Raw genomic sequence first — 22,244 nt, 5'->3', positions numbered from 1 at the left:
CGCAAGAACGGCGTTGCGCGCTTGTGGGCGGCGCCCGCAGCGCGTAATCCGGCACGGCTTCCATGGCCACCCGCACCCGTAAACGCCCGCCCGCGCCCCGGTGGCGCCGCATCCTGCTCTGGACCCTGGGTTCGGGGCTTGCCCTTCTATTGCTCGCCGCCCTCGGCCTCACCGTCGCGGTGATGAACGCGCGGGCCAATCTGCCGAGCTTTGGGGAACTCAAGTCCTCCCCGAACGGGCAGATGATCCGGGTACGCGCCGCCGATGGCACCATCCTCGTGTCGCTGGGTCCCAGCTACGGCGAGTGGATCCCGTACGACGAAATTCCGCCAGTGATGCGCGAGGCGATGGTCGCCGTGGAGGACCGGCGCTTCCGCTCGCATTGGGGCGTGGACCCGGTCGCCATCGCGCGCATCATCAAGTTCGCGATCGACAACCACGGCAACGGCCGGCGCCTGCAGGGCGCGTCGACCATCACCCAGCAGGTGGCGCGCACCATCTTCCTCTCTAACAGCTACACGGTGAGCCGGAAGCTGCGCGAGGTCGTGCTGGCGCTGGCGCTGGAACGCAAGTTCACCAAGGACCAGATCCTCGAGCTGTACCTCAACAAGGTCTATTTCGGCGGCGGCGCCTATGGGATCGACGCGGCCTCCCGCCGCTTCTTCGGCCATCCTGGCACCTCGCTGGACTTGTCGGAAGCGGCAGTCATCGCCGGGCTGGTGAAGGCACCCTCGCGCTATTCGCCGACCGCCGATGCCGAGGCGGCCGTCGGCCGCGCCGGCGTCGTGCTGGAGCTGATGCAGGAGACGGGCGCAATTAGTGCGAGCGAGGCCGCATCGGCCGATCCGCATGCGGTGAAGCTCGCCCCGGAGCCCAAGCAGAACAGCGTCCGCTATTTCACCGACTGGGCATTGCCGCAGCTCGAGACGCTGATTGACGAAACAGACGCGCCGCTGGACGTCTGGACCACGCTGGACCTGTCGATGCAGCGGGCGGCGGACCAGGCGATTCGCGCCAACGCGCCCGCCGGGGTACAAGGCGCGTTGCTGTCGCTCGATCGCGACGGCGCCGTGCGGGCGATGGTTGGCGGCAAGGACTATGTGTCCTCGATCTACAACCGTGCGACCCAGGCGACCCGCCAGCCCGGTTCGGCGTTCAAGCTGTTCGTCTATCTGGCTGCGCTGGAAGCGGGCTACAAGCCTGAGGACCAGGTGGTCGACGAGCCGGTGACGATCAACGGGTGGAGCCCCCGCAACAGCTCCGGCCGCTTCAACGGCTCGATGAGCCTGCGATCGGCGTTCGCCTATTCGATCAACACCGTGGCTGCGAAGCTGGGGCGCGACGTCGGCTACACCACCGTCGCCGACATGGCCCGCCGCTTCGGCATCACCACGCCGATCGACACGCGTCCGGCAATGGTGCTGGGCACCTCCGACGTGCGGCTGATCGACATGACCCGCGCCTTCGCATCCGTGTCGCAGAAGGGCGTTGCGGTGACTCCCTATGGCATCACCCGTGTGACCGCCGGTGGATCGGTGATCTACCAGCACCAGGTCGACACCTCGCGCGTGCTGGTCGCGCCTTATGTCGCCGCGCAGATGACGGACCTGCTCCAGACCGCTGTCGCGACCGGCACCGGCCGGGCCGCGCAGATCGGCCGTCCGGTAGCGGGGAAGACCGGCACGACCTCGTCCAACAAGGATGGCTGGTTCCTGGGCTTCTCGAGCGGGCTGACGACGGGGGTCTGGATGGGTCGCGACGATGCCCGTGCGGTCGGCGGCCTGCAGGGCGGCACTGCGCCCGCGCGTGCCTTTGCGAGCTTCATGCAAAAGGCGGTCGCCAGTCGCCCGATCGAAAATTTCGAGACTCAGGTGACACTGCCCGAGTGGCAGGAAGAACCGGACGCCGAGTCCTACTATGGCGAACCCGACAACGGCGTGTTCGTCGACGAGAACGGCTATCCGATCGAAGGGCCGTCCGAGCCGGAGGCGTTGCCGCCGGCACAAGTTCAGCAGCAGCCCACGCGCACGCCCTACGAAGAGCCGGCGCCGCGCGAGACGTTGGACCAGGAGTGGCTGGATCGGGCGATCGGCCGGACCGGGCCGCCGCGGGAGTCCGCACCGCCACCGCGCCGGCCCGCACCGGGCGATCCCAGACGATCGGTCGAACGCCCGGGCTATGACCCGGACGCGCGCCCGTACCAGTGAAGGGACGCACCGTGCGCGCGGAGCCATGCGCGCGCCGGTGCCGGATCGGCTTCCAGCAATCGTGCCACGGCGGCATGGAAGGCCGGGCTGTGGTCCATGTGCAGTCTATGCGCGACCTCATGCGCCACGGTCGCGCGCAGCACGAACGCAGGCGCCAGGATCAGCCGCCAGCTGTAGCGGATCGCCCCGGACCCCGTGCAGCTGCCCCACCGACCGCGCGGGTCGCCGATGGCCACCTGAGTGACGGTCACCCCCGCCCGCATGGCGTAGTGCTGTGTCTCCTTGGACAGCAGCGCCAGCGCCTCGCTTCTTAGCCAGCGCTCCACGCGCGCGGGCACCCGCTCGATCGGCCCTCCGCAGCGAAGCAGATCGCCTTCGCGCACGGGGCTGCGGCCGGCTTTCTCTTCCCAAAGGATTCGCAATTCGGCATCGCCGAAGGGGATGGTTTCGCAAGGGGCGAAGGGCCGCGCTTCCGGAAGCCGTGCCTGTTGCGCGTCGATCCAGGCCCGCTTGCTCTCCGCCCAGGCAAGCGCCGGGCGGAGCGCCGCACGAGCGGGGAGGGTGAGCCGCACGCGTCCCGTCGCCGGATCCACCGACAGACGCGCGCGGCGTGCCCTTGGATGGCGGACGACCTCGATCGGCGCGCCTGGCGCTTCGTTCACAGCGGGCGATCGACCAGATGATGCTCGAGATCGCCGGCATCGTCCTCGGAGATGGTCCACCCGCGGGTCGACTCCCCGGCGGCATGCACGGCTTCCCGATCTCCGCAGACGAGATAATGCCAATCGGGCAGCGGCTCGTCGTTGGCGCGCAGCCGGTAGGCGCAGGTCGAAGGAAGCCACTCGATGTGGGGGACCGATCGTGCGGTCAGCCGCACGCATTCGGAGACATAGGCGTGGCGATGGCGGTAATCGCTGCACTGCCCGGAGCGGCGATCGAGCAGCCTGCAGGACACGTTGGTCGCCATCAGCTCACCCGTTTCCTCGTCCTCCAGCTTGTGCACGCAGCACTTGCCGCAGCCGTCGCACAGAGCCTCCCACTGCGCGCGATCGAGCTTGGAGAGGGGGGTATCTTCCCAGAAACGATCGCTCATCGCACCCACCGTTCGAGTTCACGGGCGATCGCCTCGGGGCCCTGGTCCGTGGGCAGCAACGCGATCGGCTGGCCATCCGGGCCCATCAGATAGGCCTGGGTCCCATGATCCATCAGATATTCGGTCGCGCCCGCCTCCCGGCGCTTCGCGAACGGGACCGCATAGGCACGCGCAACCTGCGCGATCGCCTGTGGCGTGCCGGTGAGGCCAACCATCCGCGGATGGAACGCAGCGACATAGCGTCCCACGACCTCGGGCGTATCCCGCTCCGGATCGACGGTGATGAAGATCGGCACGACCTTGGGAGCCAGATCCGCATGCGCGCCCTCGAACGCCTTGAGCCCGGCGGCGATCTTCTGGAGATCGACCGGGCAGACATCCGGGCAGAAGGTGTAGCCGAAGTAGACGATGCGGTAGCGGCCGGCGAAGTCAGTATCGCGAACCGTCTTGCCTGCCCCATCGGTGAGCGCAAACGCGCCGCCGATGCGCGCGCCGGCAAGCGGCGGCTCCTGAGACGGGCCGTTCGTCGCCCCCCCGCATCCGGCGAGAAGCAGCGCGAGCGACAACATCGGGACGGTGGCGAGGCGAGCGAAGCGTTTCATGGTGTGATCAGCCATGATCTGATAGGCTTGCGCTTGCAAGCAGCCCCAGCGGATGAGTAGATTTCGCCCCATGTCCCGCGTCCTGAACCTGTGTCTCGCCGCCGCTCTCGTGGCGTCTCCCTCCATCGCCTCCGCCCAGCAGCGCTCGCAAAGCTACGAGTTCCTCGAAGCGGTGCGGAAGGGAGACGGGGACAAGGTCACCAACTTCCTGAACCAGCCTGGCCAGCTGCTGATCAACAGCAAGGACCGGACCACCGGTGACGCGGCATTGCACATCGTGGCGAGCCGTAGCGACAGCGTGTATCTTCGCTTCCTGCTTTCGAAGGGTGCGGATCCCAACATTCAGGATGCCGACGGCAACACGCCGGCGATGCTGGCGGTCGAGAAAGGCTTTACCGACGGACTGGACACGCTGATCCGCTACAAGGCCAATCTGAACCTTGCGAATTCCCGGGGCGAGACCCCGCTGATCCGGGCGGTGCAGCTGCGCCGCATCGATCTGGTGCGTACCCTGATCGAAGGCCGGGCCAACCCGGATCAGGCGGACGTCATGGCCGGCATGTCGGCGCGGGACTATGCCCGGCGCGACACGCGCACTCCTGCGCTGCTCAAGCTGATGGACGAAGCGCCCAAGGCCAAGAAGCCCGTCGTCGCCGGTCCGCGCCTCTAGGCGCGGGAAACGCGCGCGGCGGGCTACCAGCCCTGCACCGCGTCGGGATCGGTGACGCCGATCAGCCGACGCGCAGCACGGCGCGCGAAGGCGAGGGTGCAGCGCTTGCGGGTGGCCGCGGCCAGCGGCACTGTCGTCGCCTCCCGCAACACCGCGGCATCGTAGCGATCGGCGACCAAGATGCCGCAACGTTCGGGCAGGAATGCCTCGGTTTCGAGAATCGCGGTGTCGAAGCCGGCCGGCACTGCCCAGAAATAGCGATCGCAGTGGCCGAGGTAGTCGGTCCACTTGCCATCCCCGAGCAGGTCGCTGCGCGAAACCTTGATCTCGACGATGACGATGCGGCCGCGCGCATTGAGCGCCATCAGGTCGGCGCGGCGTCCACCGTCCAGCGGCACTTCCGCCATGGCGGTGCAGTCATGCCGCAGCAGCAGGCGGGTCACCCCGCGGGCGACATCCGCCGCCACCAGCGCACCAGCATCGACCGTGGACAACGCAGACGCGGCGTTCGGAACAAGCACGGAACCCATGCCGCGCTTGTTAGAACAATTCACGAACGCGGGGAAGCCCCGCGCCGCGACGATCAGCGGTAGAAGACGTGATTGCCGACAGAGGCGACGCGGGCCTTGCCCCAGCGCGGCGCAAGGCGACGGGCGTGGAAGAACAGCGCGCCGTCAGCAGGGCTGTCCCAGAGCGCGCGCTTTGCGACATGCGCCACGGCGACCGCAGTGCGCCATGCGGTGCTGCCCGCGTTCGGCTCGGGCAGCTTGCCGCCACGCACGAACGAGAACTGGCCCGGCTGCTTGAGCACGCCGCACGCAGTGTCGGGGAAGCGGCCCGACTGGGTACGGTTCAGGATGACTTCGGCAACGGCGAGCTGGCCGGAAAGCGGCTCACCCTTTGCCTCATAATAGATGCCGGTGGCGAGGCAGTTGATCTGCTCGTCTTCGCCTACATTCGACGGCTGCGCGGCAACCGCCGCAGCAAGCGAGCCAAAGGTGGCGGTGACGCTGGCCGTACCCACCGCCTGAACGATCGGGGTGGAGGCAGCGAAGGTAACGGTCTGCGGCTTCAGCGGGGAAGCGGCGGGGGCGACCGTCGTTGCGACGGTGGCCAGCTGGGTAACGGGGGCTGCGGGAACCTTTGCCGCGCTCTCCACGTTAACAGTCTCGACGGATGCACGTTCTGCTTCGAACGCAAAACCCGGAGTGGTGATCGCGCCCAGCAGCGCGACACAGAGATAGAGGGCCGCGGTGCACGCGGTCCGCTTCTTGGACGACATGGATCATCATTGCTATGCGGTTGGTGCGCGACCGATCGGCATGCCGATCGCCCGGGCTTTCCCCCCGACTGCGTCACCGACCGGTATCGCACCCCGGCGCGGCACAACGCCACGAAACAGTGGAACTCCCATCGCCGCGGCAGGAGATCGAGTCAATCAGCGAAGATCGTCTCAGCGGCGAGACGTTGTGCATCTGCGACATTCACCTCGACCACCCAGAGGTCAGGATCGCTGCGCCGACGCCGCTGCCAATAGTCGATCACCGCCCCTGGATCTCCGTCCTGGGGGCCCACCGGGACGATCGCACGACGGCCGTCCGGGCCGTAGCCGCGCTCGAACAGTTGGGAGGGGCCGCCGCGCTGCTCGACCAGCAGCAGCACGATTCCCGAGTCGCGGTCGCCGCGTGCCAGCACCATGGCGCTTCCGCCCGCCTGGTCGACCAGCCGCACCAGGGCGTTGACCGCAAGGGCGGTGGGAAAGCGGTCGCTCACGCGGCGCGATAGCCCGGCAGGCCCGCGAGCGGGATCTGCGAGCGCATGAAGGTGCCCGTACCCCGCGCCGCCTCCTCGCCATCAGGGCCGATCAGCCGGGCATCGGCAACGAACACGCGACGCTGGCCGCTGATCCAGCGTCCCTCGGCCACCACCGGCCCCGCGCGCAAGGGGCGGGTGAGCAGCAGGTTGAACGCGGTCGTGAGCAGGAAGCGATCGGTGACCAGGCTGTTCGCAGCATAGAAGGCCGCATCGTCGAGCATCTTGAAATAGCTCGTGCCGTGCGCGGCGCCGGCGGCGTGATAATGGGTTTCCTGAATCTCGAAATGGATGCGGGCCAGGCCGCTCTCCGGAATCTCTAGGCGGGACTCGAACAGCCGGTTGATCGGCGCGGCCGCGTAAAGCGACTCGAGCGCACGAAAATGGGCTTCCGCACCGGTCGGATCAGGCGGCGTCACGCGCCTCCACTCCCGTCAGCAGCGCGTACAGCGCGTCGGAGGACCCGGCGCCGCGCAGCTTCGCGCGGAAGTCCGCGTCCCGCAACGCCCGCGACACGCGCGCGAGCGCCTTCAGATGCTCGGCACCTTCGCTGGGCGAGAACAGCGCAAAGACGAGGTCGACCGGCAGGTCATCGACCGCTGCGAAATCGATCGGCTTGGCCATCCGCACGAACACGCCAACCACCGAGCCAAGGCCGGGGATGCGGGCATGGGGGGTCGCAGTACCGTTGCCGAACCCCGTAGATCCCAGCCGCTCGCGATGCGTCAGAAGATCGCAGGCCGCGCGCGCGTCCACGCCGGGCACGGTCGCAGCGACCGTGCCCAACTGCTGGAACAACGCCTTCCGGTTCACGGCTGGCACGCCGGCCAGCACGCGATCGGGCGTCAAGAGATCACTGAAGTCGATCATCAGGCGACTGGAATCTCCGGCAGCCCTCAGGCCGCGCGGTTGGGCTCGACCCAGCCGATCGTGCCGTCATGGCGCCGATAGACCATGTTGAACGCGCCGGTGCCGCTGTTCTTGAACAGCAGCGCGTTGGTGTTGCGCAGGTCGAGCATCATCACCGCGTCGGAAACGCTGGCATCCGGCACGTCGACCCGGGTTTCGGCGATGATCAGCGGTGCGTCGGCCTCTGCCTCTTCCTCGGCCTGGTTGCCGCCGAAGACGGTATAGCCGGCGTTGTCGAAGTCGTCATAGGCACCCGCCTGGGCGAGGGCGGTGGCCTCCACCGCGTTGCGGTCCTTCAGACGGCGGCTGTAGCGGCGCAGCTGCTTTTCGATCTTGTCGGCGGCGCCGACGAAGGCACCCTGCGCATCCTGACCCGAGTTATGCCCCTTGAGCACCAGACCCTGGGTGACGTGCGCGACGATGTCGCAGGTGAAGCCGTTGTCGTGGGGCCCCTTGCCGAAGGTCGCCGTCGCGGAGATCGCGCGCGCGAAATATTTGTCGGCGATGCCCTGGAGGCGCTCCTGGACCAGCTGCTTCAGCGCGTCGCCCGTGTCGACCTGATGCCCTGAAACCCGGATGTCCATACTTCTCTCCACTTATTGAACCGGCCTAGGCACAGTGCCCAGACCCGTCAACCAGCCGCCCCGGCAAGCCACAACGGCTGTTTGACCGTCTCTAGAAACGCTGCATGGGCCGCCAGTTCCGCATCGCTCGCGGCGAAAACCCGTGGCGGGCGCACCTTCGGCGCTGCAACGACGATGGTTTCCTCCACCTGCGGCGCTGCCGAGGCGAGCCCGAGCCCGATCTGGCGCCCCCCCATCAGCTCGACATAGACCTGCGCCAGAAGCTGCGCGTCCAGGAGTGCGCCGTGCAGCACCCGGCGGCTGCGATCGATCCCGAAGCGGACGCACAGGGCGTCGAGCGTATGCTTGGCACCGGGATGGCGGCTGCGCGCGATCAGCAGCGTGTCGACCATGCGGTCCATCAAGATCGCCGAGCGTTTGCAGAGGCCGAGCTCCCCATTGAGGAAGCCGAAATCGAACGAGGCGTTGTGCGCGATCAGCGGACTGTCGCCCAGGAACTCGAGCAGCGCGTCCACGCCCGCGTGAAACGCCGGCTTGTCCGCCAGAAAGGCGTCGGAGAGGCCGTGCACCGCCTGCGCCTCCGCCGGCATGGGGCGGCCGGGGTTGAAATAGGCGTGGAACACCCGGCCGGTCTCGACCCGGTTGAACAGCTCGACACAGCCGATCTCGACCAGCCGATCGCCGCCTGAGAAGCTGAGGCCCGTGGTTTCGGTATCAAAGACGATCTCGCGCATCCGACCGCTATTCCCCGTAAGAACCGGACAGGCAAGCGATCACGCGGTGAACCGCAGCCCGGGTCTCGGCGAGCGGAAGGTCCGTCGGAATGACGAAATCGGCGCGGGCGCGCTTCTCGGCATCAGGCAACTGGCGTGCGAGGATCGCCTCAAGTCGCGCGGGCGTCATTCCGGCGCGCGCCAACACTCGCTCCCGCTGCACCTCGGCGCTCGCGCTCACCACCGCCACCTTGTCGACATAGGCTTCGCCCCCAGTCTCGTAGAGCAGGGGGACATCGAACAGCAGAATGGGCGCCGATCCATGATCGCGGACAAAGGCGGCTCGTTCCTCGGCGACCGCGGGGTGGACGATCGCCTCCAGCCGGCAGAGCGCTTCCGGGTCGGCGAGTACCGCTTCCCCCAAGGCCCTGCGGTCGACGCCTTCCGCTCCGGTCGTGTCGGGGAACGCTGCCTCGATGGCCGCGACCAGGCGCCCGGCCGGCCCCTGCAGCCGGTGCACGGCGGCATCGGCGTCGAACACGGGAACACCGGCCTCGGCGAACATCGCCGCCACGGTCGACTTGCCCATGCCGATCGAACCGGTGAGGCCGAGGCGGATCATGCCAGCAGCAGCGCGCGCAACTCCTCGTCGCGGTCGCGCGGCGGCTGGGCATCGAACAGGATCTCGAATGCGAGTGCCGCCTGTCCCACCAGCATCTCTAGCCCGTCGACTGTTTCCAGCCCGCGTGCGTGCGCGGCGGTGAGCAACGGGGTTTCGAGCGGCGCATAGACGATGTCGTAGACCACCGCGTCTTCGCGCAGGGACGCGAGATCGAGGTCGAGCGGCGGCTGTCCCGTCATGCCCAGGGCACTGGCGTTCACCAGCAGCTTGGCAGCCGGCACCGGAGCCGAAAGCGGAAGCGCGTCGCCCTTCAAGCCGAAGCTGGCGAGCAGGGCGGCGCCCTTGAGCGGGTTGCGGTTGAGCAACGTGACGCGGCCGACATTCAGCTTCGACAGCGCGAACAGGATCGCCCGCGCCGCGCCGCCTGCACCGACGACGCAGACGGGAGCGCCTTCGAGCGGCAGCCCAGCGATGGGCGCGTAAAAGCCACCTGCGTCGGTGTTGGTGCCGACGAGGTGACCGTCTCCGTCGCGAAACACCGTGTTGATCGCGCCGATCGACTGGCGAACGCCGCCCCGGTCCTCGACATGGTCGAGGGCGGCGGTCTTGTGGGGCAGGGTGATGTTGCAGCCGCGCCAGGCAGGATCGGCACGGCGCGCATCGAAATAGGCCTTCAGCCCCTCCGCCTCCACGCGGGTCGCGCGATAGTCGCCTTCCATGCCGAGCGCGTCGAGCCAGAAGCGGTGGATGCGGGGCGACTTGGAATGGGTGATCGGGTCGCCGATCACCTCGGCATAGGGTTGCGTCACGACAACAAGACTCCTCTGTCCCGCAGATAGGCGGTGAGCGGCAGCAGCGGCAGGCCCAGGATGGTCCAGTGATCCCCGTCGATGCGATGGAACAGCTGCGCGCCCATGCCCTCGACGCGATAGCAGCCGACGCAGCCCGAGATCGCCGGCCACTCCGCGTCCAGATATGCATCGATGAAGGCATCGCTCAGCGCCCGCACGTGCAGGCGCGCGTGACCGATGTGACGCCAGATCGGGCGCCCGCCCTCGACGATCACCGCCGCGCTGTAGAGATCATGCTGGGCGCCGGAGAGTCGCCGCAATTGCGCGGCCGCGTCGTCCCGATCGGCAGGCTTGTCGAGCAACCCGCCGTCCGGCGCGGCGACGACCGAGTCCGCACCGAGCACCAGCCCGCCGGAGACGCGGGTCGCCGCGCGCATCGCCTTCAGCTCGGCAAGCGCATCGGCGAAGTCGCGCGCCCCGAGCCTCTCGGCCGCGAGCGCCGCCTTGGCCGCCTCCTCGTCGAGACCATTGGCCACGGCATCGTGGGCGATCCCGGCCGCAGCGAGCATCGCCCGGCGCGACGCGCTTTGCGACGCGAGCACCAGGCGTGGAGCGTCCGTCATTGCCGCTCCCCTTTCCGTTCCTGATAGAGGGTGATGATCGCCGCCGCCGTTTCCTCGATCGAACGCCGGGTGACGTCGATCACGGGCCACCCGTTGTCGGCGAACATGCGCCTGGCGAACGCGATTTCGCGCGCGACCGAGTCCTGTTCGACATAGTCGGTGTTCGCGGCCTGGTTGAGCGACAGCAGCCGGTTGCGCCGAATCTGGATCAGCCGATCGGCACTGGTGGTGAGCCCCACGATCATCGGATGCTTGAGCGAATAGAGCGCCGGCGGCGGCGGCGATTCCACTACGATCGGGATGTTCGCGGTCTTGTAGCCGCGATTGGCGAGATAGATGGAGGTCGGCGTCTTGGAGGATCGCGACACGCCTGCCAGCAGGATGTCGGCCTCCTCCCATTCCTCCCACAGCACGCCATCGTCATGGGCGATGGTGAACTGAATCGCGTCGACGCGCGCGAAATAGGCCGCGTCGAGGATATGTTGCCGCCCCGGACGCGCTTTCGCCTCCTGCCCCAGCAGACTGGACAAGGCATGGCTGACGCCATCGAGCGGCGCCACCGCCGGTAGGCCCATCACCCGGCAGCGCGCCTCCAGCGTCTTGCGAATCTCCGCATTGACCAGCGTGAACAGGACGATCCCCGGATTGTGGGCGATCTCCTGCAGGATGCGCTCGAGGTGCGTCTGGCTGCGCACCATCGGCCAGAAGTGCCGGAGCGTCTCGACCCCGTCGAACTGCGCCAGCGCCGCCTTGGCGATGTTCTCAAGCGTCTCGCCCGTCGAGTCCGACAGGAGGTGCAGGTGCAGCCGCATGGCTCAGCGGGACAAGGCTGTGGACAACATGGGGATAAGCGCTAGCGCAACCCGAACACGCGGCCAAGCGGCGCGATCCGTCCACATTCCCCCGGATTCGTCCACAGCTGCATCGACAGCCACCGGTTCCATCACCAGCCTGTGGATAACGTGGATAGGTGAATCCGAATCTGAGGGCCTGCGTGAGTCTGCCCACGTCAAGCTGTTGGCAATTTGGGGACAGAGGCATAAACCCCAGCATCCCCACGCCAACAACCTCCACCTCCTTCATTCTTTGAATCTTCTTTTCTGTAGAGGCACGACGCTGACTCAGATTCCGACGCCCAAGCCGCTGCTCGAGACCCTGCGCGGCACCCGCCAGGCCATTCCCCCGCTGTGGCTCATGCGGCAGGCCGGGCGGTACCTTCCCGAATATCGCACGCTGCGTGCGGAAAAGGGCGGCTTCCTCGACCTGGTGAACGACAGCGAAGCAGCCGCGGAAGTGACTCTGCAGCCGCTGCGTCGCTTCGGATTCGACGGTTCGATCCTGTTTTCCGACATCCTGGTGGTGCCGAACGCGCTGGGGCAGGACCTGTGGTTCGAGACCGGGGAGGGGCCGCGACTGGCTCCCAGGATCGACCGGGCGACGCTTTCGTCCCTGCAACCGGCACCTGAGCGGCTGGAGCCGGTCTATGGGACGGTGCGGCGCGTAAAGGCAGCGCTCGACCCGGCGGTGACCTTCCTGGGCTTTGCAGGAGCTCCATGGACGGTCGCGACCTACATGATCGCCGGGCAGGGCAGCCGGGAGCAGGCGGAGGCCCGGCGGCTTGCCTATCTCGATCCCGAGCTGATGACGGCGCTGGTGGAGCGGATCATCGCGCTCACCACCGACTATCTTTGCGCGCAGATCGAGGCCGGGGTCGATGCCGTGCAGCTGTTCGACAGCTGGGCGGGAAGCTTGTCGCCCGAGCAGTTCGAGCGTTGGGTGATCGCCCCGACCACCCGCATCGTCGAAGCCGTGAAGGCGCGCCATCCGGACACGCCGATCATCGGCTTTCCCAAGGGCGCGGGGGGCAAGCTGGTCGCCTATGCCGAAGCTACCGGCGTCGATGCCGTCGGGCTGGACGAAACCGTCGATCCGGTCTGGGCGAATGCCGCATTACCGCGCGATCTTCCGGTGCAGGGCAACCTGGATCCGCTCGCCCTGATTGCCGGCGGCGAGACGCTGGACCGGGCGGTCGATCGCATCCTGGCCGCCTTCGCCGATCGTCCGCACATCTTCAACCTGGGCCATGGCATCCAGCAGGACACGCCGATCGCCCATGTCGAGCAGCTCGTGGCACGGGTTCGCAGGAGCCAAGCATGACCAACTTCCTCGGCGCCGCCTATCTCTGGGTGAAGGCCGCGCACGTCATCTTCATGGTGTTCTGGATGGCGGGCCTGTTCATCCTGCCGCGCTACCTGGTGCATCACCAGGAAGGGCTCGACGATGCTGCCGAGCGGCCGCGCTGGGTTGCTCGCGAAGCGAAGCTGCGGGCGATGATCCTGACGCCCGCGCTGGTCGCGGTGTGGCTGCTGGGCCTGGCGCTGGCCGCCAACGCTGGACTTTTCGACGGTCAGCCGGGCCTGGGCTGGCTGCACGCGAAGCTGCTCTTCGTGCTGCTCCTGACCGGTTACCACGGTTGGGCGGTCGGCTACACCAAGAAGCTGGCGGCGGGGCGGCCCACGCTCGCGTCCTCGCGCCTGCGCATGCTCAACGAAGTGCCGGCGCTGCTGCTGGCGGTGATCGTCGCGCTGGCGGTCGTGAAGCCCTTCTGATCCTCCTGAGATCGTTTCGGCGGACAGGCCGCGCTGCCGATCGCAGCGCGCCTCCGTCCTTGCTTGACTTGGGCACAGGGCGCACCTAACTCGCGACAACGAGCGGTTGCCCTCCGGCACTCGCGCGTCCTCCTCCAGCATCGTTTCGCGCCTTCCCTTCTCGCCGATCGACGCTCCTCCCTTATCCGCATCAACGCCACTCGGATCAGCTCCATGCACCTCAAGGACCTCAAGAAGCACGCGCCCGCAGACCTCGTCACGATGGCGGAGGCACTAGGTGTCGAAGGCGCGTCGACGATGCGCAAGCAGGACCTGATGTTCGCGATCCTGAAGGCGCAGGCCGAGAATGGCGACCAGATCATGGGCTTGGGCACGATCGAGGTGCTGCCCGATGGCTTCGGCTTCCTGCGCTCGCCCGAGGCGAACTATCTCGCAGGTCCGGACGACATCTATGTGTCGCCCAATCAGGTCCGCAAGCACGGCCTGCGCACCGGCGACACCGTGGAAGGCGAGATTCGCGCCCCCAAGGACGGCGAGCGCTATTTCGCGCTGACCAAGCTGGTGTCGGTCAACTTCGACGATCCCGATGCGGTCCGTCACCGCGTCAACTTCGACAACCTCACGCCGCTGTATCCCGAGCAGAAGCTGACGCTCGACCAGCTCGACCCGACGTCCAAGGACAAGTCGGCGCGCGTGATCGACATCGTCGCACCGCAGGGCAAGGGGCAGCGCTCGCTGATCGTGGCGCCGCCGCGCGTCGGTAAGACGGTGCTGCTGCAGAACATCGCCAAGGCGATCACCGACAATCACCCCGAAGTCTTCCTGATCGTGCTGCTGATCGACGAGCGGCCCGAGGAAGTGACCGACATGCAGCGCTCGGTGCGCGGCGAAGTCATCTCCTCGACCTTCGACGAGCCGGCGACCCGCCACGTCCAGGTGGCCGAGATGGTGATCGAAAAGGCCAAGCGCCTGGTCGAGCACAAGAAGGACGTGGTGATCCTGCTCGACTCGATCACGCGCCTGGGCCGCGCCTACAACACGGTCGTGCCGTCGTCGGGCAAGGTGCTGACCGGCGGTGTCGATGCCAATGCGCTGCAGCGGCCGAAGCGCTTCTTCGGTGCGGCACGCAACATTGAGGAAGGCGGTTCGCTCTCGATCATCGCGACCGCGCTGATCGACACCGGCAGCCGCATGGACGAGGTGATCTTCGAAGAGTTCAAGGGCACCGGCAACTCCGAGATCGTGCTCGACCGCAAGGTGGCGGACAAGCGCATCTTCCCGGCGCTGGACGTCGGCAAGTCCGGCACCCGCAAGGAAGAGCTGCTGGTCGACAAGGCCAAGCTGTCGAAGATGTGGGTGCTGCGCCGCATCCTCATGCAGATGGGCACCATCGATGCGATGGAGTTCCTGCTCGACAAGATGAAGGACTCGAAGACCAACGAGGACTTCTTCGACTCGATGAACCAGTAAGCGCTTCTTTTTTGACAAACGGACCGGTCCGCCGGCCGACCGTCACCCGATGGGTTCGGTCGGCTCGCGGGCCGATCGCGTTTTTGGTGCACGCAGGCGCCTGGCGACGATGAATTGTTACGAACCATTGCTGGAAAAGCCGGCGCCCGTCGTTCGGACTAGGCGCTAGCAGAGCCGCAGACTAGGATTTCGCAATGCTAGACCTTCTTTCGCACCTCAGTGTGGCCGCCACGGCGGTTCCAGCGGGGCCGGGCTCCCCGGCCGAGATCTGGAACCACATCATCTCGGACTTCAGCAACATCGGCTCGCCGTCGGCGCTGTCGGCGTTCCTACAGGTCCTGATGATCGACGTGGTGCTCGCTGGCGACAACGCGATCGTCGTGGGTGCACTGGCGGCCGGGCTGCCGGTCGCACAGCGCAAGAAGGTCATCCTGATCGGCATCATTGCCGCGCTGGTGCTGCGGATCGCCTTTGCGCTGGTGGTCAGCTGGCTGCTCGGCATCATCGGCCTGATCTTCGCAGGCGGCGTGCTGCTGCTGTGGGTGGCCTGGAAGATGTGGCGCGAGCTGCGGCCGGCCGGCGGCCCGGGCTCCCCTGAAGTCTATGGCGACGAGACGGAGAGCATCCGTCCGGCGAAGAGCTTTGCGGCAGCGGCCTGGGCGGTGGCAGTCGCCGACGTCTCGATGAGCCTCGACAACGTGCTCGCGGTGGCCGGTGCGGCGCGGGACCATCCGGGCATCCTGATCATCGGCCTGCTGCTGTCGGTCGCGCTAATGGGCATCGCTGCCAACCTCATCGCCAAGTACATCGAGCGCTATCGCTGGATCGCCTATGTGGGGTTGGCGGTGATCCTCTACGTCGCGGTGAAGATGATCTACGAGGGCATCACCGATCACCATATCGGCCTGCTCCAACTGTTCGGTTGAGCGGCCGAGACCGGAAAAGAAGGAGAGGGGCGGCCGTGGTGGCCGCCCCTTTTCGTTTCAGGCGAGCGCTTCGGAAAGGAACGCGGCGGTCCGACCGTCTGCGAGGCGCGCGGCGGCGTCGGAACGTCGATCCCCCAGCTCGGTCGCAAAGCCGTGATCCTCGCCGGGATAGTCGTGCAGCGTGACCTTGGGGTGATCGTCGAGGCCGGCGTGCATCGCCGCCTGCACTTCCGCAGGAACGAAGTGATCGGCTCCGGCAATGTGCAGCATCAGCGGCCTGGCGATGGCGTGCTTCTCCCCAAGCAGTCCGTCGATGCCGACGGGATAATAGCCGACGCTCGCATCCACGTCCGTGCGGGCAGCGGTCATATAGGCGAGCCGACCGCCCAGGCAGAAGCCGATCGCGCCCACCTTGCCGCCGGAAACCAGCGTTCGCGCCAACCGGACCGTTGCTTCGATGTCGGCAATGGCGGTGTCCTGATCGAACTGCCCCATCAGATCGAGCGCATGCTGCATCTCCTCCGGCACATCGGGATTGAGGTCCACGCCCGGCGCGATCCGCCAGAACAGATCCGGTGCGACCGCCAGATAACCCTGTTCCGCCAACCGGTCGCATTTCGCACGGATGCCGGCGTTCACGCCGAAGATCTCCTGGATCACGACGATCGCTGCACGCGGCGTTTCTGCCGGATCGGCGCGGTAGGCGGTGAATTGGTTGGTACCGTCGAGCGTGTCGATGGTGATCGTTGCCATGGAGGCTCCTTTGGTTCGAAAGGATGCGGCGTTTGCAGGACAGCCTGCGTCCGGCGCATAGCAGCAAGACGCTAGGCAATGGCGCCGGGGCCCTCAAGCGGAGACAGCCAGTGAAGATCAACGTCGAGGTGGATTGCACGCCGGAAGAGGCGCGGCGGGCCATGGGCTTGCCGGACTTCACACCGGTGCACGAGCGCTATGTCGCGATGCTGAGCGAGTCGCTCGAAAAGGGCGCGAGTCCGGAAATGCTGGACACGCTGATGCGCCATTGGGCACCGATGGGGGAGGCCGGCATGAGCTTCTGGCGCAAGATGTTCGAAACGGCGAGCCGATCCGGCTGAGCCGATGGATACGATTTTTGCGGTTTCCAGCGGCCAGCCTCCGGCCGCGATCGCGCTGCTTCGGATAAGCGGGCCGAATGCCGTCGCTGCGGCGGAGGCGCTGGCAGGCACGCTGCCGCCACCGCGCCGCGCAGGGCTGCGGGCGTTGCGCGACCCGGCCGATGGCGGGTTGCTGGATCGTGCGCTGCTGCTGTGGTTCCCGGGACCGCACACCGCGACCGGCGAGGACCTGGTGGAGCTGCACCTGCACGGCGGGCGCGCAGTGGTGCAGGCCGTCCAAGCCTGCCTTGCCCGCCAGCCCGGACTGCGACCGGCGGAGGCGGGGGAGTTCACGCGTCGTGCGCTTGCCAACGGCCGCTTGGATCTGAGCGAGGCCGAGGGGCTGGGCGACCTGCTGATGGCCGAGACGGAGGCGCAGCGCCGCGCCGCGCTTGCCACTGCGGAAGGCGCGGTACGGCGGCAGGTGGAGAGTTGGCAGGCACGCCTGCTGATGCTCGCTGCGCAGGTCGAAGCGATGCTCGATCATGCCGATGAAGACGACGTTGCCGACGATCTCGGTGCCCTTCAGGATGTCCGCTCAGGGGTCGAGGCGCTGGGTGCCGAGCTGGCCGAGGTGCTCGCAGCCCCCCCGGTGGAGCGCCTGCGCGACGGCATCCGGGTCGTGCTCGCGGGGCCGCCCAACAGTGGCAAGTCGACGCTGCTGAACGCACTTGTCGATCGCGAGGCGGCGATCGTTTCCCCAATCGCGGGCACCACGCGGGACCGTATCGAAGCGGCGGTGGTGCGCAACGGGGTCGCTTGGCTGCTGACCGATACGGCCGGGCTGGCAGAGCGGACGGACGATCCGATCGAGCGGATCGGCATCGCGCGGGCGGAGGAGGCGATGCGCAGCGCCGATCTGCTGCTGTGGCTTGCCGACGAGCCGGCGCCAGCGATCGAAGGGGTCGAGGTACTGGCACTCCATCCGCGTGCCGACGTGCCCGGGCGAGCGGAGGTACCCCCGGGCCGCATCGGCCTTTCGGTTGCGCAGGGTTGGGGCATCGCCGAGCTCTGGTCGGAGATGGAGCGTAGGGTCCGCGGGCTGCTGCCGCGCGAGGACATGCTGGCGCTCAATCGGCGGCAGCGGGATCTGCTCCGCGATGCTGCAGATGCGCTCGGCGATGCTGCTGCGCACCATGATCCGCTGCTGCTTGCCGAGGAGATGCGCCGGGCACGCGCGGCGTTTGATCGCGTGACAGGCCGGGCGGATGTCGAGGGCGTGCTCGACGCACTGTTCGGACGGTTCTGCATCGGCAAGTGAGTGTTCCACGTGGAACGCTTTGACGGCCGGGCGGCGGCGCAGTAGCGCACAAGCATGTCTCCATTCGATGTGATCGTGGTGGGCGGCGGGCACGCCGGCACCGAGGCCGCAGCCGCGGCCGCCCGTCGTGGCGCGCGCACGGCGCTGCTGAGCTTCAACCTCGCCAAGCTTGGGGCCATGTCATGCAACCCGGCAATCGGCGGGTTGGGCAAGGGCCACATCGTCCGGGAGGTCGACGCGTTCGACGGGCTGATCGCGCGCGCGGCCGATCAGGCGGCAATTCACTACCGGATGCTCAACCGCAGCAAGGGTGCTGCCGTGCAGGGTCCGCGCGTCCAAGCCGACCGTATTCGCTACGCGGCGGCGATTCAGGCGATGCTTCGTGCGCAGCCGAACCTGACCTTGGTCGAGGGCGAGGCTCAAGAGTTGCTCGTACAGCAGGGGCACGTTGCCGGCCTGTTGCTTGCCGATGGCACGCGGCTGAGTGCGCGCGCGGTGGTGCTCGCGACGGGGACGTTCCTGGGCGGGCGGATCTTTCGCGGGGAAGAGCGCGAGGAGGGCGGCCGCGTCGGGGAACGTGCGGCGACCGTCATGGGCGTGCAGCTGCGCGACCTCGGTTTACCGATGGAACGGTTGAAGACCGGCACCCCGCCACGGCTCGATGGCCGTACGATCGACTGGGCGGCGCTCGACGAACAGCCGTCGGATGCCGAGCCTTGGACCATGTCGCCGATGCAGTCCGGCCGGGTGCTGCCGCAGCTGTTCTGTGCGGTCAGCCGCACGACCGAAGAGACACATGCGATCATTCGGAGCGGTCTGGATCGATCGCCGCTGTTCAGTGGCGCGATCGGGGCGCCAGGTCCGCGCTACTGCCCCTCGATCGAGGACAAGGTGCATCGCTTCGGCGATCGGGACGGGCACCAGATCTTCCTGGAGCCGGAAGGGCTCGACACCCCCCTGGTGTATCCGAACGGCATTTCGACGTCGCTGCCGGTCGATGTGCAGGAGGCGATGATCCGGAGCATTCCGGGGCTGTCGCATACCCGCATCGTCACCCCCGGCTATGCGGTCGAATATGACTATGTCGATCCACGCGCCCTCGATCCACGGCTGGCTCTCGGAGCGATGCCGGGGCTCTTCTGTGCCGGGCAGATCAATGGCACCACCGGCTATGAGGAGGCTGCGGGGCAGGGGCTGGTAGCCGGCGCCAACGCGGCTGCCTATGCTTGCGATTTGGTGCCGCTGCTGCTCGATCGCGCGTCCAGCTACATCGGCGTGATGGTGGATGACCTGGTGCTCCAGGGCGTGAGCGAACCCTATCGTATGCTCACGGCGCGCGCCGAGTATCGGCTGACCCTGCGCGCCGACAACGCCCCGACGCGCCTCTCAGCAACCGCGGAGGAGGCGGGTCTGTTGGGACCGGAACGGCTCGCCTGGGTACGTGCCCGTGTCGGGGCACGCGCGGAGCTGGAGCAGCGCTTCGACATTCGGCTCTCAGCGAGCATGGTTGCAGCGAATGGCGGGCAGGTGAGCCAGGACGGCGCCGTGCGCAGCGTTCGTGAATGGCTGCGCTTCCCCGGCGTTGCGCTCGAGCAACTGCTGCCGGAGGGACTTGAGGCAACTCCCGACGCGTTGCTCGCGGAAGCCGTCGAAGACGCGCGCTATGCCCCGTACATCGAGCGGCAGCAGGCGGAGCTCGCGGAGATGCGGGCCAATGACCACATCCATCTGCCCGAAGACTTCAGCTATGCGGCGGTGCCCGGGTTGTCGGCCGAAATGGTGCAACGTCTGTCGACCGCCCGACCCACGACTCTGGGTGCCGCGTCGCGCGTGCGCGGGGTGACGCCCGCGGCGCTTGCTGCGGTGCTGGTCCATGCCCGGAAGGTGGTTGCGTGATGACCGAAGACGAAGCCCGCAGCTGGTTCGCCGACCGCTATGACGCCGCGCGCGTGGAGCGCGTCGCACGCTTTCTGGAGATCGTGCGCGAGGAGAGCGGGCGGCAGAATTTGGTGGCCGCATCCACGCTTCCGAAACTGTGGTTCCGCCACGGCTTGGACTCCGCGCAGCTGGTCGAACTGGCCGAACGCAGGGAAGGGCTCTGGATCGACATCGGCACGGGGGGCGGTTTCCCCGGCATGGTGGTGGCGATCCTGCGGGACTCGCCGACGCTGCTCGTCGAGCCGCGGCAGAAGCGCGCGAGCTTCCTGCGGGACGCTGCCGATGCGCTGGGCCTGTCGAATGTTCGGGTCGAACAGAAGCGGGCAGAGAGCGTCGCGCCGCAGCCACCGGCAGCGATCGTCAGCGCGCGTGCGGTCGCAGCACTGCCGGCGTTGTTCGGTGGTGCGGCGCACCTGACCAATCGAGAAACGTTGTGGCTGCTGCCGAAAGGGCGATCAGCACGATCCGAGGTGGAAGCCTTAACCGGTTCATGGCAAGGTCTGTTTCACGTGGAACACAGCCTCACCGATCCGGAATCGCTCATCGTGATTGCACGCGGGATTACCCCAGCATGATCTGCATCACCATCGCCAACCAGAAGGGCGGCGTCGGCAAGACGACGACTGCCATCAACGTCGGAACGGCGCTCGCCGCCACGGGACTCCGGGTCCTGCTGCTCGACCTTGACCCGCAGGGCAACGCCTCGACCGGGCTCGGCATCGGGCGCAACGATCGTGAGCGATCGACCTACGACCTGCTGCTCGGCGATACGAGCCTTCAGGAAGCGGCGATCCCGACCCAGGTTCCGCTCCTCGACATCGTTCCGGCGACGGTCGATCTGTCGGGTGCGGAGATCGAACTGATCGAATTCGACGCACGCACGCACCGTCTCGATCGCGCGCTGCAACGCGGTGGCGAGCGCTGGGACGTGATCCTCGTCGATTGCCCGCCTTCCCTGGGACTGCTCACCGTCAACGCGATGGTCGCTGCGCACGCCCTCTTGGTGCCGCTGCAATGCGAGTTCTTTGCGCTCGAAGGGCTCAGCCAGCTGCTCACCACCGTCGAGCAGATCCGGGGCCGCTTCAATCCGGGCCTGTCGATTCTGGGCGTGGTGCTGACGATGTACGATCGCCGCAACCGCCTTACCGACCAGGTATCGGACGACGTTCGCTCGGTGCTCGGCAAGGTCGTGTTCGACACGGTGATCCCGCGCAACGTCCGCCTGTCGGAAGCACCCAGCCACGGCATGCCGGCGCTGATCTACGATCATCGCTGCGCCGGCTCCGAAGCCTATATCGCCCTGGCACGCGAAGTGATCGGTCGCTTGCCCAAGCTCGCGGAGGCCGCATGACCGACAACACTGCACCCGCCCGCAAGCCGCGCCCGGGGCTTGGCCGCGGGCTGAGTTCGCTGCTGGGAGACAGCACGCGTGAGGCACCGGTCTCCGGCGTGGAGCGTCAGCCGAGCGGCGTTCGGCTGCTTTCCGTAACGGCGATGGTCCCGCATCCCGATCAGCCGCGGCGGCACTTCGACGAAGCGGCCCTTGATGATCTGGCCGCCTCGATTGCGTTGCGAGGCCTGATCCAGCCCATCGTCGTGCGACCGCACGGCAAGGAATATCAGATCGTCGCCGGCGAGCGCCGCTGGCGCGCGGCGCAGCGAGCCCGGCTCCATGAGGTTCCGGTGCTGGTGCGGGAACTGAGCGACGCAGAGACGATGGAAATCGCTCTCGTCGAGAACATCCAGCGGCAGGATCTCAACGCAATCGAAGAGGCGGACGCCTATCGCAAGCTGATCGGCGAGTTCGGCCATACCCAGGATGCGCTGGCGAAGCTGGTGCACAAGTCGCGCAGCCACATTGCGAACCTGCTGCGGCTGCTCGATTTGCCGGCACCGGTGCAGCAGCTGGTGGTGACCCAGCAGCTGAGCATGGGCCACGCGCGCGCGATCATCGGTGCGCCCGATCCGGAAGCGCTAGCCGATCGCGTGATCGCCAAGGGCCTGTCGGTGCGCGAAACCGAACGGCTCGCCCGTGAAGCCAAGCCACAGCCGCTCGGCGGCGCGCAGCCGCGGGGCAGCCGGGGCGGCGGCAACGCAACGGACGGGGACGCGGACATCCTGGCGCTCGAGCAGCAGCTGGGCGACGCGCTCGGCCTCAACGTGCGCATCGCGCATGGGGAGAAGGGCGGCACGCTGACGATCAGCTATTCGACCCTCGACCAGCTCGACATGGTCTGCCAGCGGCTGAGCGGCGACGTGATCTGAGGCGGTTCGCCTCGGC

27 protein-coding genes are annotated in these 22,244 nt (G+C 67.4%); 12 read left to right on the top strand and 15 right to left on the bottom strand.

Going from position 1 to position 22,244, the window contains the following annotated elements:
* The first annotated feature begins 62 nt into the window (after positions 1-62).
* A complete protein-coding gene (locus tag EDF69_RS02540) occupies positions 63-2,207 on the top strand; it encodes a transglycosylase domain-containing protein (RefSeq protein ID WP_132882977.1) in 2,145 nt (714 codons plus the stop codon).
* On the opposite strand, the gene EDF69_RS02535 is transcribed toward EDF69_RS02540, so the two are convergent.
* Genes EDF69_RS02535 through EDF69_RS02525 form a run of 3 tightly spaced genes read right to left on the bottom strand, consistent with a single transcriptional unit; the run spans position 2,177 to position 3,917 of the window.
* A complete protein-coding gene (locus EDF69_RS02535; RefSeq protein ID WP_132882976.1) occupies positions 2,177-2,869 on the bottom strand; it encodes a YgjP-like metallopeptidase domain-containing protein in 693 nt (230 codons plus the stop codon). The genes EDF69_RS02540 and EDF69_RS02535 overlap by 31 nt on opposite strands.
* Positions 2,866-3,300 (bottom strand): YcgN family cysteine cluster protein, encoded by a 435-nt coding sequence (locus EDF69_RS02530; RefSeq protein WP_129342729.1) that lies wholly within the window; start codon positions 3,298-3,300, stop codon positions 2,866-2,868. Before EDF69_RS02530 ends, EDF69_RS02535 begins: the two co-directional genes overlap by 4 nt.
* Positions 3,297-3,917 carry an SCO family protein gene (locus EDF69_RS02525; protein WP_132882974.1) on the bottom strand — a complete coding sequence of 207 codons (621 nt, stop codon included), beginning with the start codon at positions 3,915-3,917 and terminating at the stop codon, positions 3,297-3,299. Before EDF69_RS02525 ends, EDF69_RS02530 begins: the two co-directional genes overlap by 4 nt.
* 55 nt (positions 3,918-3,972) lie before the next feature.
* On the opposite strand from EDF69_RS02525, the gene EDF69_RS02520 reads away from it, so the two are divergent.
* Positions 3,973-4,572: an ankyrin repeat domain-containing protein gene (locus EDF69_RS02520; protein ID WP_239555256.1), complete on the top strand. Its 600-nt coding sequence runs from the start codon at positions 3,973-3,975 to the stop codon at positions 4,570-4,572.
* 23 nt (positions 4,573-4,595) lie between these two features.
* Here EDF69_RS02520 and EDF69_RS02515 read toward each other — a convergent pair whose 3' ends face one another.
* The 11 genes from EDF69_RS02515 to EDF69_RS02465 all read right to left on the bottom strand — a co-directional run bounded on the left by EDF69_RS02515 (position 4,596) and on the right by EDF69_RS02465 (position 11,438).
* Positions 4,596-5,102 (bottom strand): MmcB family DNA repair protein, encoded by a 507-nt coding sequence (locus tag EDF69_RS02515; protein WP_132882972.1) that lies wholly within the window; start codon positions 5,100-5,102, stop codon positions 4,596-4,598.
* Between the two features lie 53 nt (positions 5,103-5,155).
* The gene (locus EDF69_RS02510; protein WP_132882971.1) at positions 5,156-5,854 is read right to left on the bottom strand and encodes a cell wall hydrolase; all 699 of its coding nucleotides are present in this window, start codon (positions 5,852-5,854) and stop codon (positions 5,156-5,158) included.
* A gap of 152 nt (positions 5,855-6,006) precedes the next feature.
* Positions 6,007-6,345: a DUF1491 family protein gene (locus EDF69_RS02505; protein ID WP_132882970.1), complete on the bottom strand. Its 339-nt coding sequence runs from the start codon at positions 6,343-6,345 to the stop codon at positions 6,007-6,009.
* Complete coding sequence (locus EDF69_RS02500; RefSeq protein WP_125960187.1) at positions 6,342-6,803, bottom strand: PaaI family thioesterase; 462 nt, start codon at positions 6,801-6,803, stop codon at positions 6,342-6,344. The genes EDF69_RS02505 and EDF69_RS02500 overlap by 4 nt, the downstream gene beginning before the upstream one ends.
* Positions 6,790-7,254: a PTS sugar transporter subunit IIA gene (locus EDF69_RS02495; RefSeq protein WP_132882969.1), complete on the bottom strand. Its 465-nt coding sequence runs from the start codon at positions 7,252-7,254 to the stop codon at positions 6,790-6,792. The genes EDF69_RS02500 and EDF69_RS02495 overlap by 14 nt, the downstream gene beginning before the upstream one ends.
* A 26-nt stretch (positions 7,255-7,280) precedes the next feature.
* Positions 7,281-7,877, bottom strand: a complete 597-nt coding sequence (gene hpf / locus EDF69_RS02490; protein WP_125960189.1) for a ribosome hibernation-promoting factor, HPF/YfiA family — start codon at positions 7,875-7,877, stop codon at positions 7,281-7,283.
* A gap of 47 nt (positions 7,878-7,924) precedes the next feature.
* Positions 7,925-8,611 carry a DNA polymerase III subunit epsilon gene (gene dnaQ / locus EDF69_RS02485; RefSeq protein ID WP_125960190.1) on the bottom strand — a complete coding sequence of 229 codons (687 nt, stop codon included), beginning with the start codon at positions 8,609-8,611 and terminating at the stop codon, positions 7,925-7,927.
* Positions 8,612-8,618: 7 nt separating this feature from the next.
* Complete coding sequence (coaE, locus tag EDF69_RS02480) at positions 8,619-9,212, bottom strand: dephospho-CoA kinase (RefSeq protein WP_132882968.1); 594 nt, start codon at positions 9,210-9,212, stop codon at positions 8,619-8,621.
* Positions 9,209-10,021 carry a shikimate dehydrogenase gene (locus EDF69_RS02475; RefSeq protein ID WP_132882967.1) on the bottom strand — a complete coding sequence of 271 codons (813 nt, stop codon included), beginning with the start codon at positions 10,019-10,021 and terminating at the stop codon, positions 9,209-9,211. Before EDF69_RS02475 ends, coaE begins: the two co-directional genes overlap by 4 nt.
* A complete protein-coding gene (locus tag EDF69_RS02470) occupies positions 10,018-10,626 on the bottom strand; it encodes a Maf family protein (protein WP_132882966.1) in 609 nt (202 codons plus the stop codon). The genes EDF69_RS02475 and EDF69_RS02470 overlap by 4 nt, the downstream gene beginning before the upstream one ends.
* Positions 10,623-11,438 (bottom strand): pyruvate, water dikinase regulatory protein, encoded by an 816-nt coding sequence (locus tag EDF69_RS02465; protein ID WP_129342755.1) that lies wholly within the window; start codon positions 11,436-11,438, stop codon positions 10,623-10,625. The genes EDF69_RS02470 and EDF69_RS02465 overlap by 4 nt, the downstream gene beginning before the upstream one ends.
* 304 nt (positions 11,439-11,742) lie before the next feature.
* On the opposite strand from EDF69_RS02465, the gene hemE reads away from it, so the two are divergent.
* The 4 genes from hemE (at position 11,743) to EDF69_RS02445 (ending at position 15,631) form a co-directional block, all read left to right on the top strand.
* Entirely contained in the window at positions 11,743-12,783 is a 1,041-nt protein-coding gene (gene hemE, locus EDF69_RS02460; protein ID WP_239555612.1) for a uroporphyrinogen decarboxylase, read from the top strand.
* Positions 12,780-13,235: a CopD family protein gene (locus tag EDF69_RS02455; protein WP_125960195.1), complete on the top strand. Its 456-nt coding sequence runs from the start codon at positions 12,780-12,782 to the stop codon at positions 13,233-13,235. Before hemE ends, EDF69_RS02455 begins: the two co-directional genes overlap by 4 nt.
* A gap of 213 nt (positions 13,236-13,448) precedes the next feature.
* Positions 13,449-14,705 carry a transcription termination factor Rho gene (rho, locus tag EDF69_RS02450; RefSeq protein ID WP_125960196.1) on the top strand — a complete coding sequence of 419 codons (1,257 nt, stop codon included), beginning with the start codon at positions 13,449-13,451 and terminating at the stop codon, positions 14,703-14,705.
* A 194-nt stretch (positions 14,706-14,899) separates the two neighbouring features.
* A complete protein-coding gene (locus EDF69_RS02445) occupies positions 14,900-15,631 on the top strand; it encodes a TerC family protein (RefSeq protein ID WP_125960197.1) in 732 nt (243 codons plus the stop codon).
* Between the two features lie 57 nt (positions 15,632-15,688).
* On the opposite strand, the gene EDF69_RS02440 is transcribed toward EDF69_RS02445, so the two are convergent.
* Positions 15,689-16,384: a dienelactone hydrolase family protein gene (locus EDF69_RS02440; RefSeq protein WP_132882965.1), complete on the bottom strand. Its 696-nt coding sequence runs from the start codon at positions 16,382-16,384 to the stop codon at positions 15,689-15,691.
* A 110-nt stretch (positions 16,385-16,494) separates the two neighbouring features.
* On the opposite strand from EDF69_RS02440, the gene EDF69_RS19770 reads away from it, so the two are divergent.
* Genes EDF69_RS19770 through EDF69_RS02410 form a run of 6 tightly spaced genes read left to right on the top strand, consistent with a single transcriptional unit; the run spans position 16,495 to position 22,228 of the window.
* Positions 16,495-16,725, top strand: coding sequence for a DUF6489 family protein (locus EDF69_RS19770; RefSeq protein WP_132882964.1), 231 nt, complete (start codon positions 16,495-16,497; stop codon positions 16,723-16,725).
* 4 nt (positions 16,726-16,729) lie between these two features.
* Complete coding sequence (mnmE, locus tag EDF69_RS02430) at positions 16,730-18,025, top strand: tRNA uridine-5-carboxymethylaminomethyl(34) synthesis GTPase MnmE (protein WP_132882963.1); 1,296 nt, start codon at positions 16,730-16,732, stop codon at positions 18,023-18,025.
* Positions 18,026-18,079: 54 nt separating this feature from the next.
* Entirely contained in the window at positions 18,080-19,921 is a 1,842-nt protein-coding gene (mnmG, locus tag EDF69_RS02425) for a tRNA uridine-5-carboxymethylaminomethyl(34) synthesis enzyme MnmG (RefSeq protein ID WP_132882962.1), read from the top strand.
* Entirely contained in the window at positions 19,921-20,538 is a 618-nt protein-coding gene (rsmG, locus tag EDF69_RS02420) for a 16S rRNA (guanine(527)-N(7))-methyltransferase RsmG (protein ID WP_132882961.1), read from the top strand. Before mnmG ends, rsmG begins: the two co-directional genes overlap by 1 nt.
* Positions 20,535-21,314, top strand: a complete 780-nt coding sequence (locus EDF69_RS02415; RefSeq protein WP_132882960.1) for a ParA family protein — start codon at positions 20,535-20,537, stop codon at positions 21,312-21,314. Before rsmG ends, EDF69_RS02415 begins: the two co-directional genes overlap by 4 nt.
* On the top strand, positions 21,311-22,228 hold the full coding sequence (locus EDF69_RS02410; RefSeq protein WP_132882959.1) for a ParB/RepB/Spo0J family partition protein: 918 nt from the start codon (positions 21,311-21,313) through the stop codon (positions 22,226-22,228). Before EDF69_RS02415 ends, EDF69_RS02410 begins: the two co-directional genes overlap by 4 nt.
* The last annotated feature ends 16 nt before the right edge of the window (positions 22,229-22,244 follow it).

Source organism: Sphingomonas sp. JUb134, from assembly GCF_004341505.2.
Classification (GTDB): domain Bacteria; phylum Pseudomonadota; class Alphaproteobacteria; order Sphingomonadales; family Sphingomonadaceae; genus Sphingomonas.
Note: the sequence above shows the minus strand (reverse complement) of the source record. Positions and strands in the feature narration are given on the sequence as shown.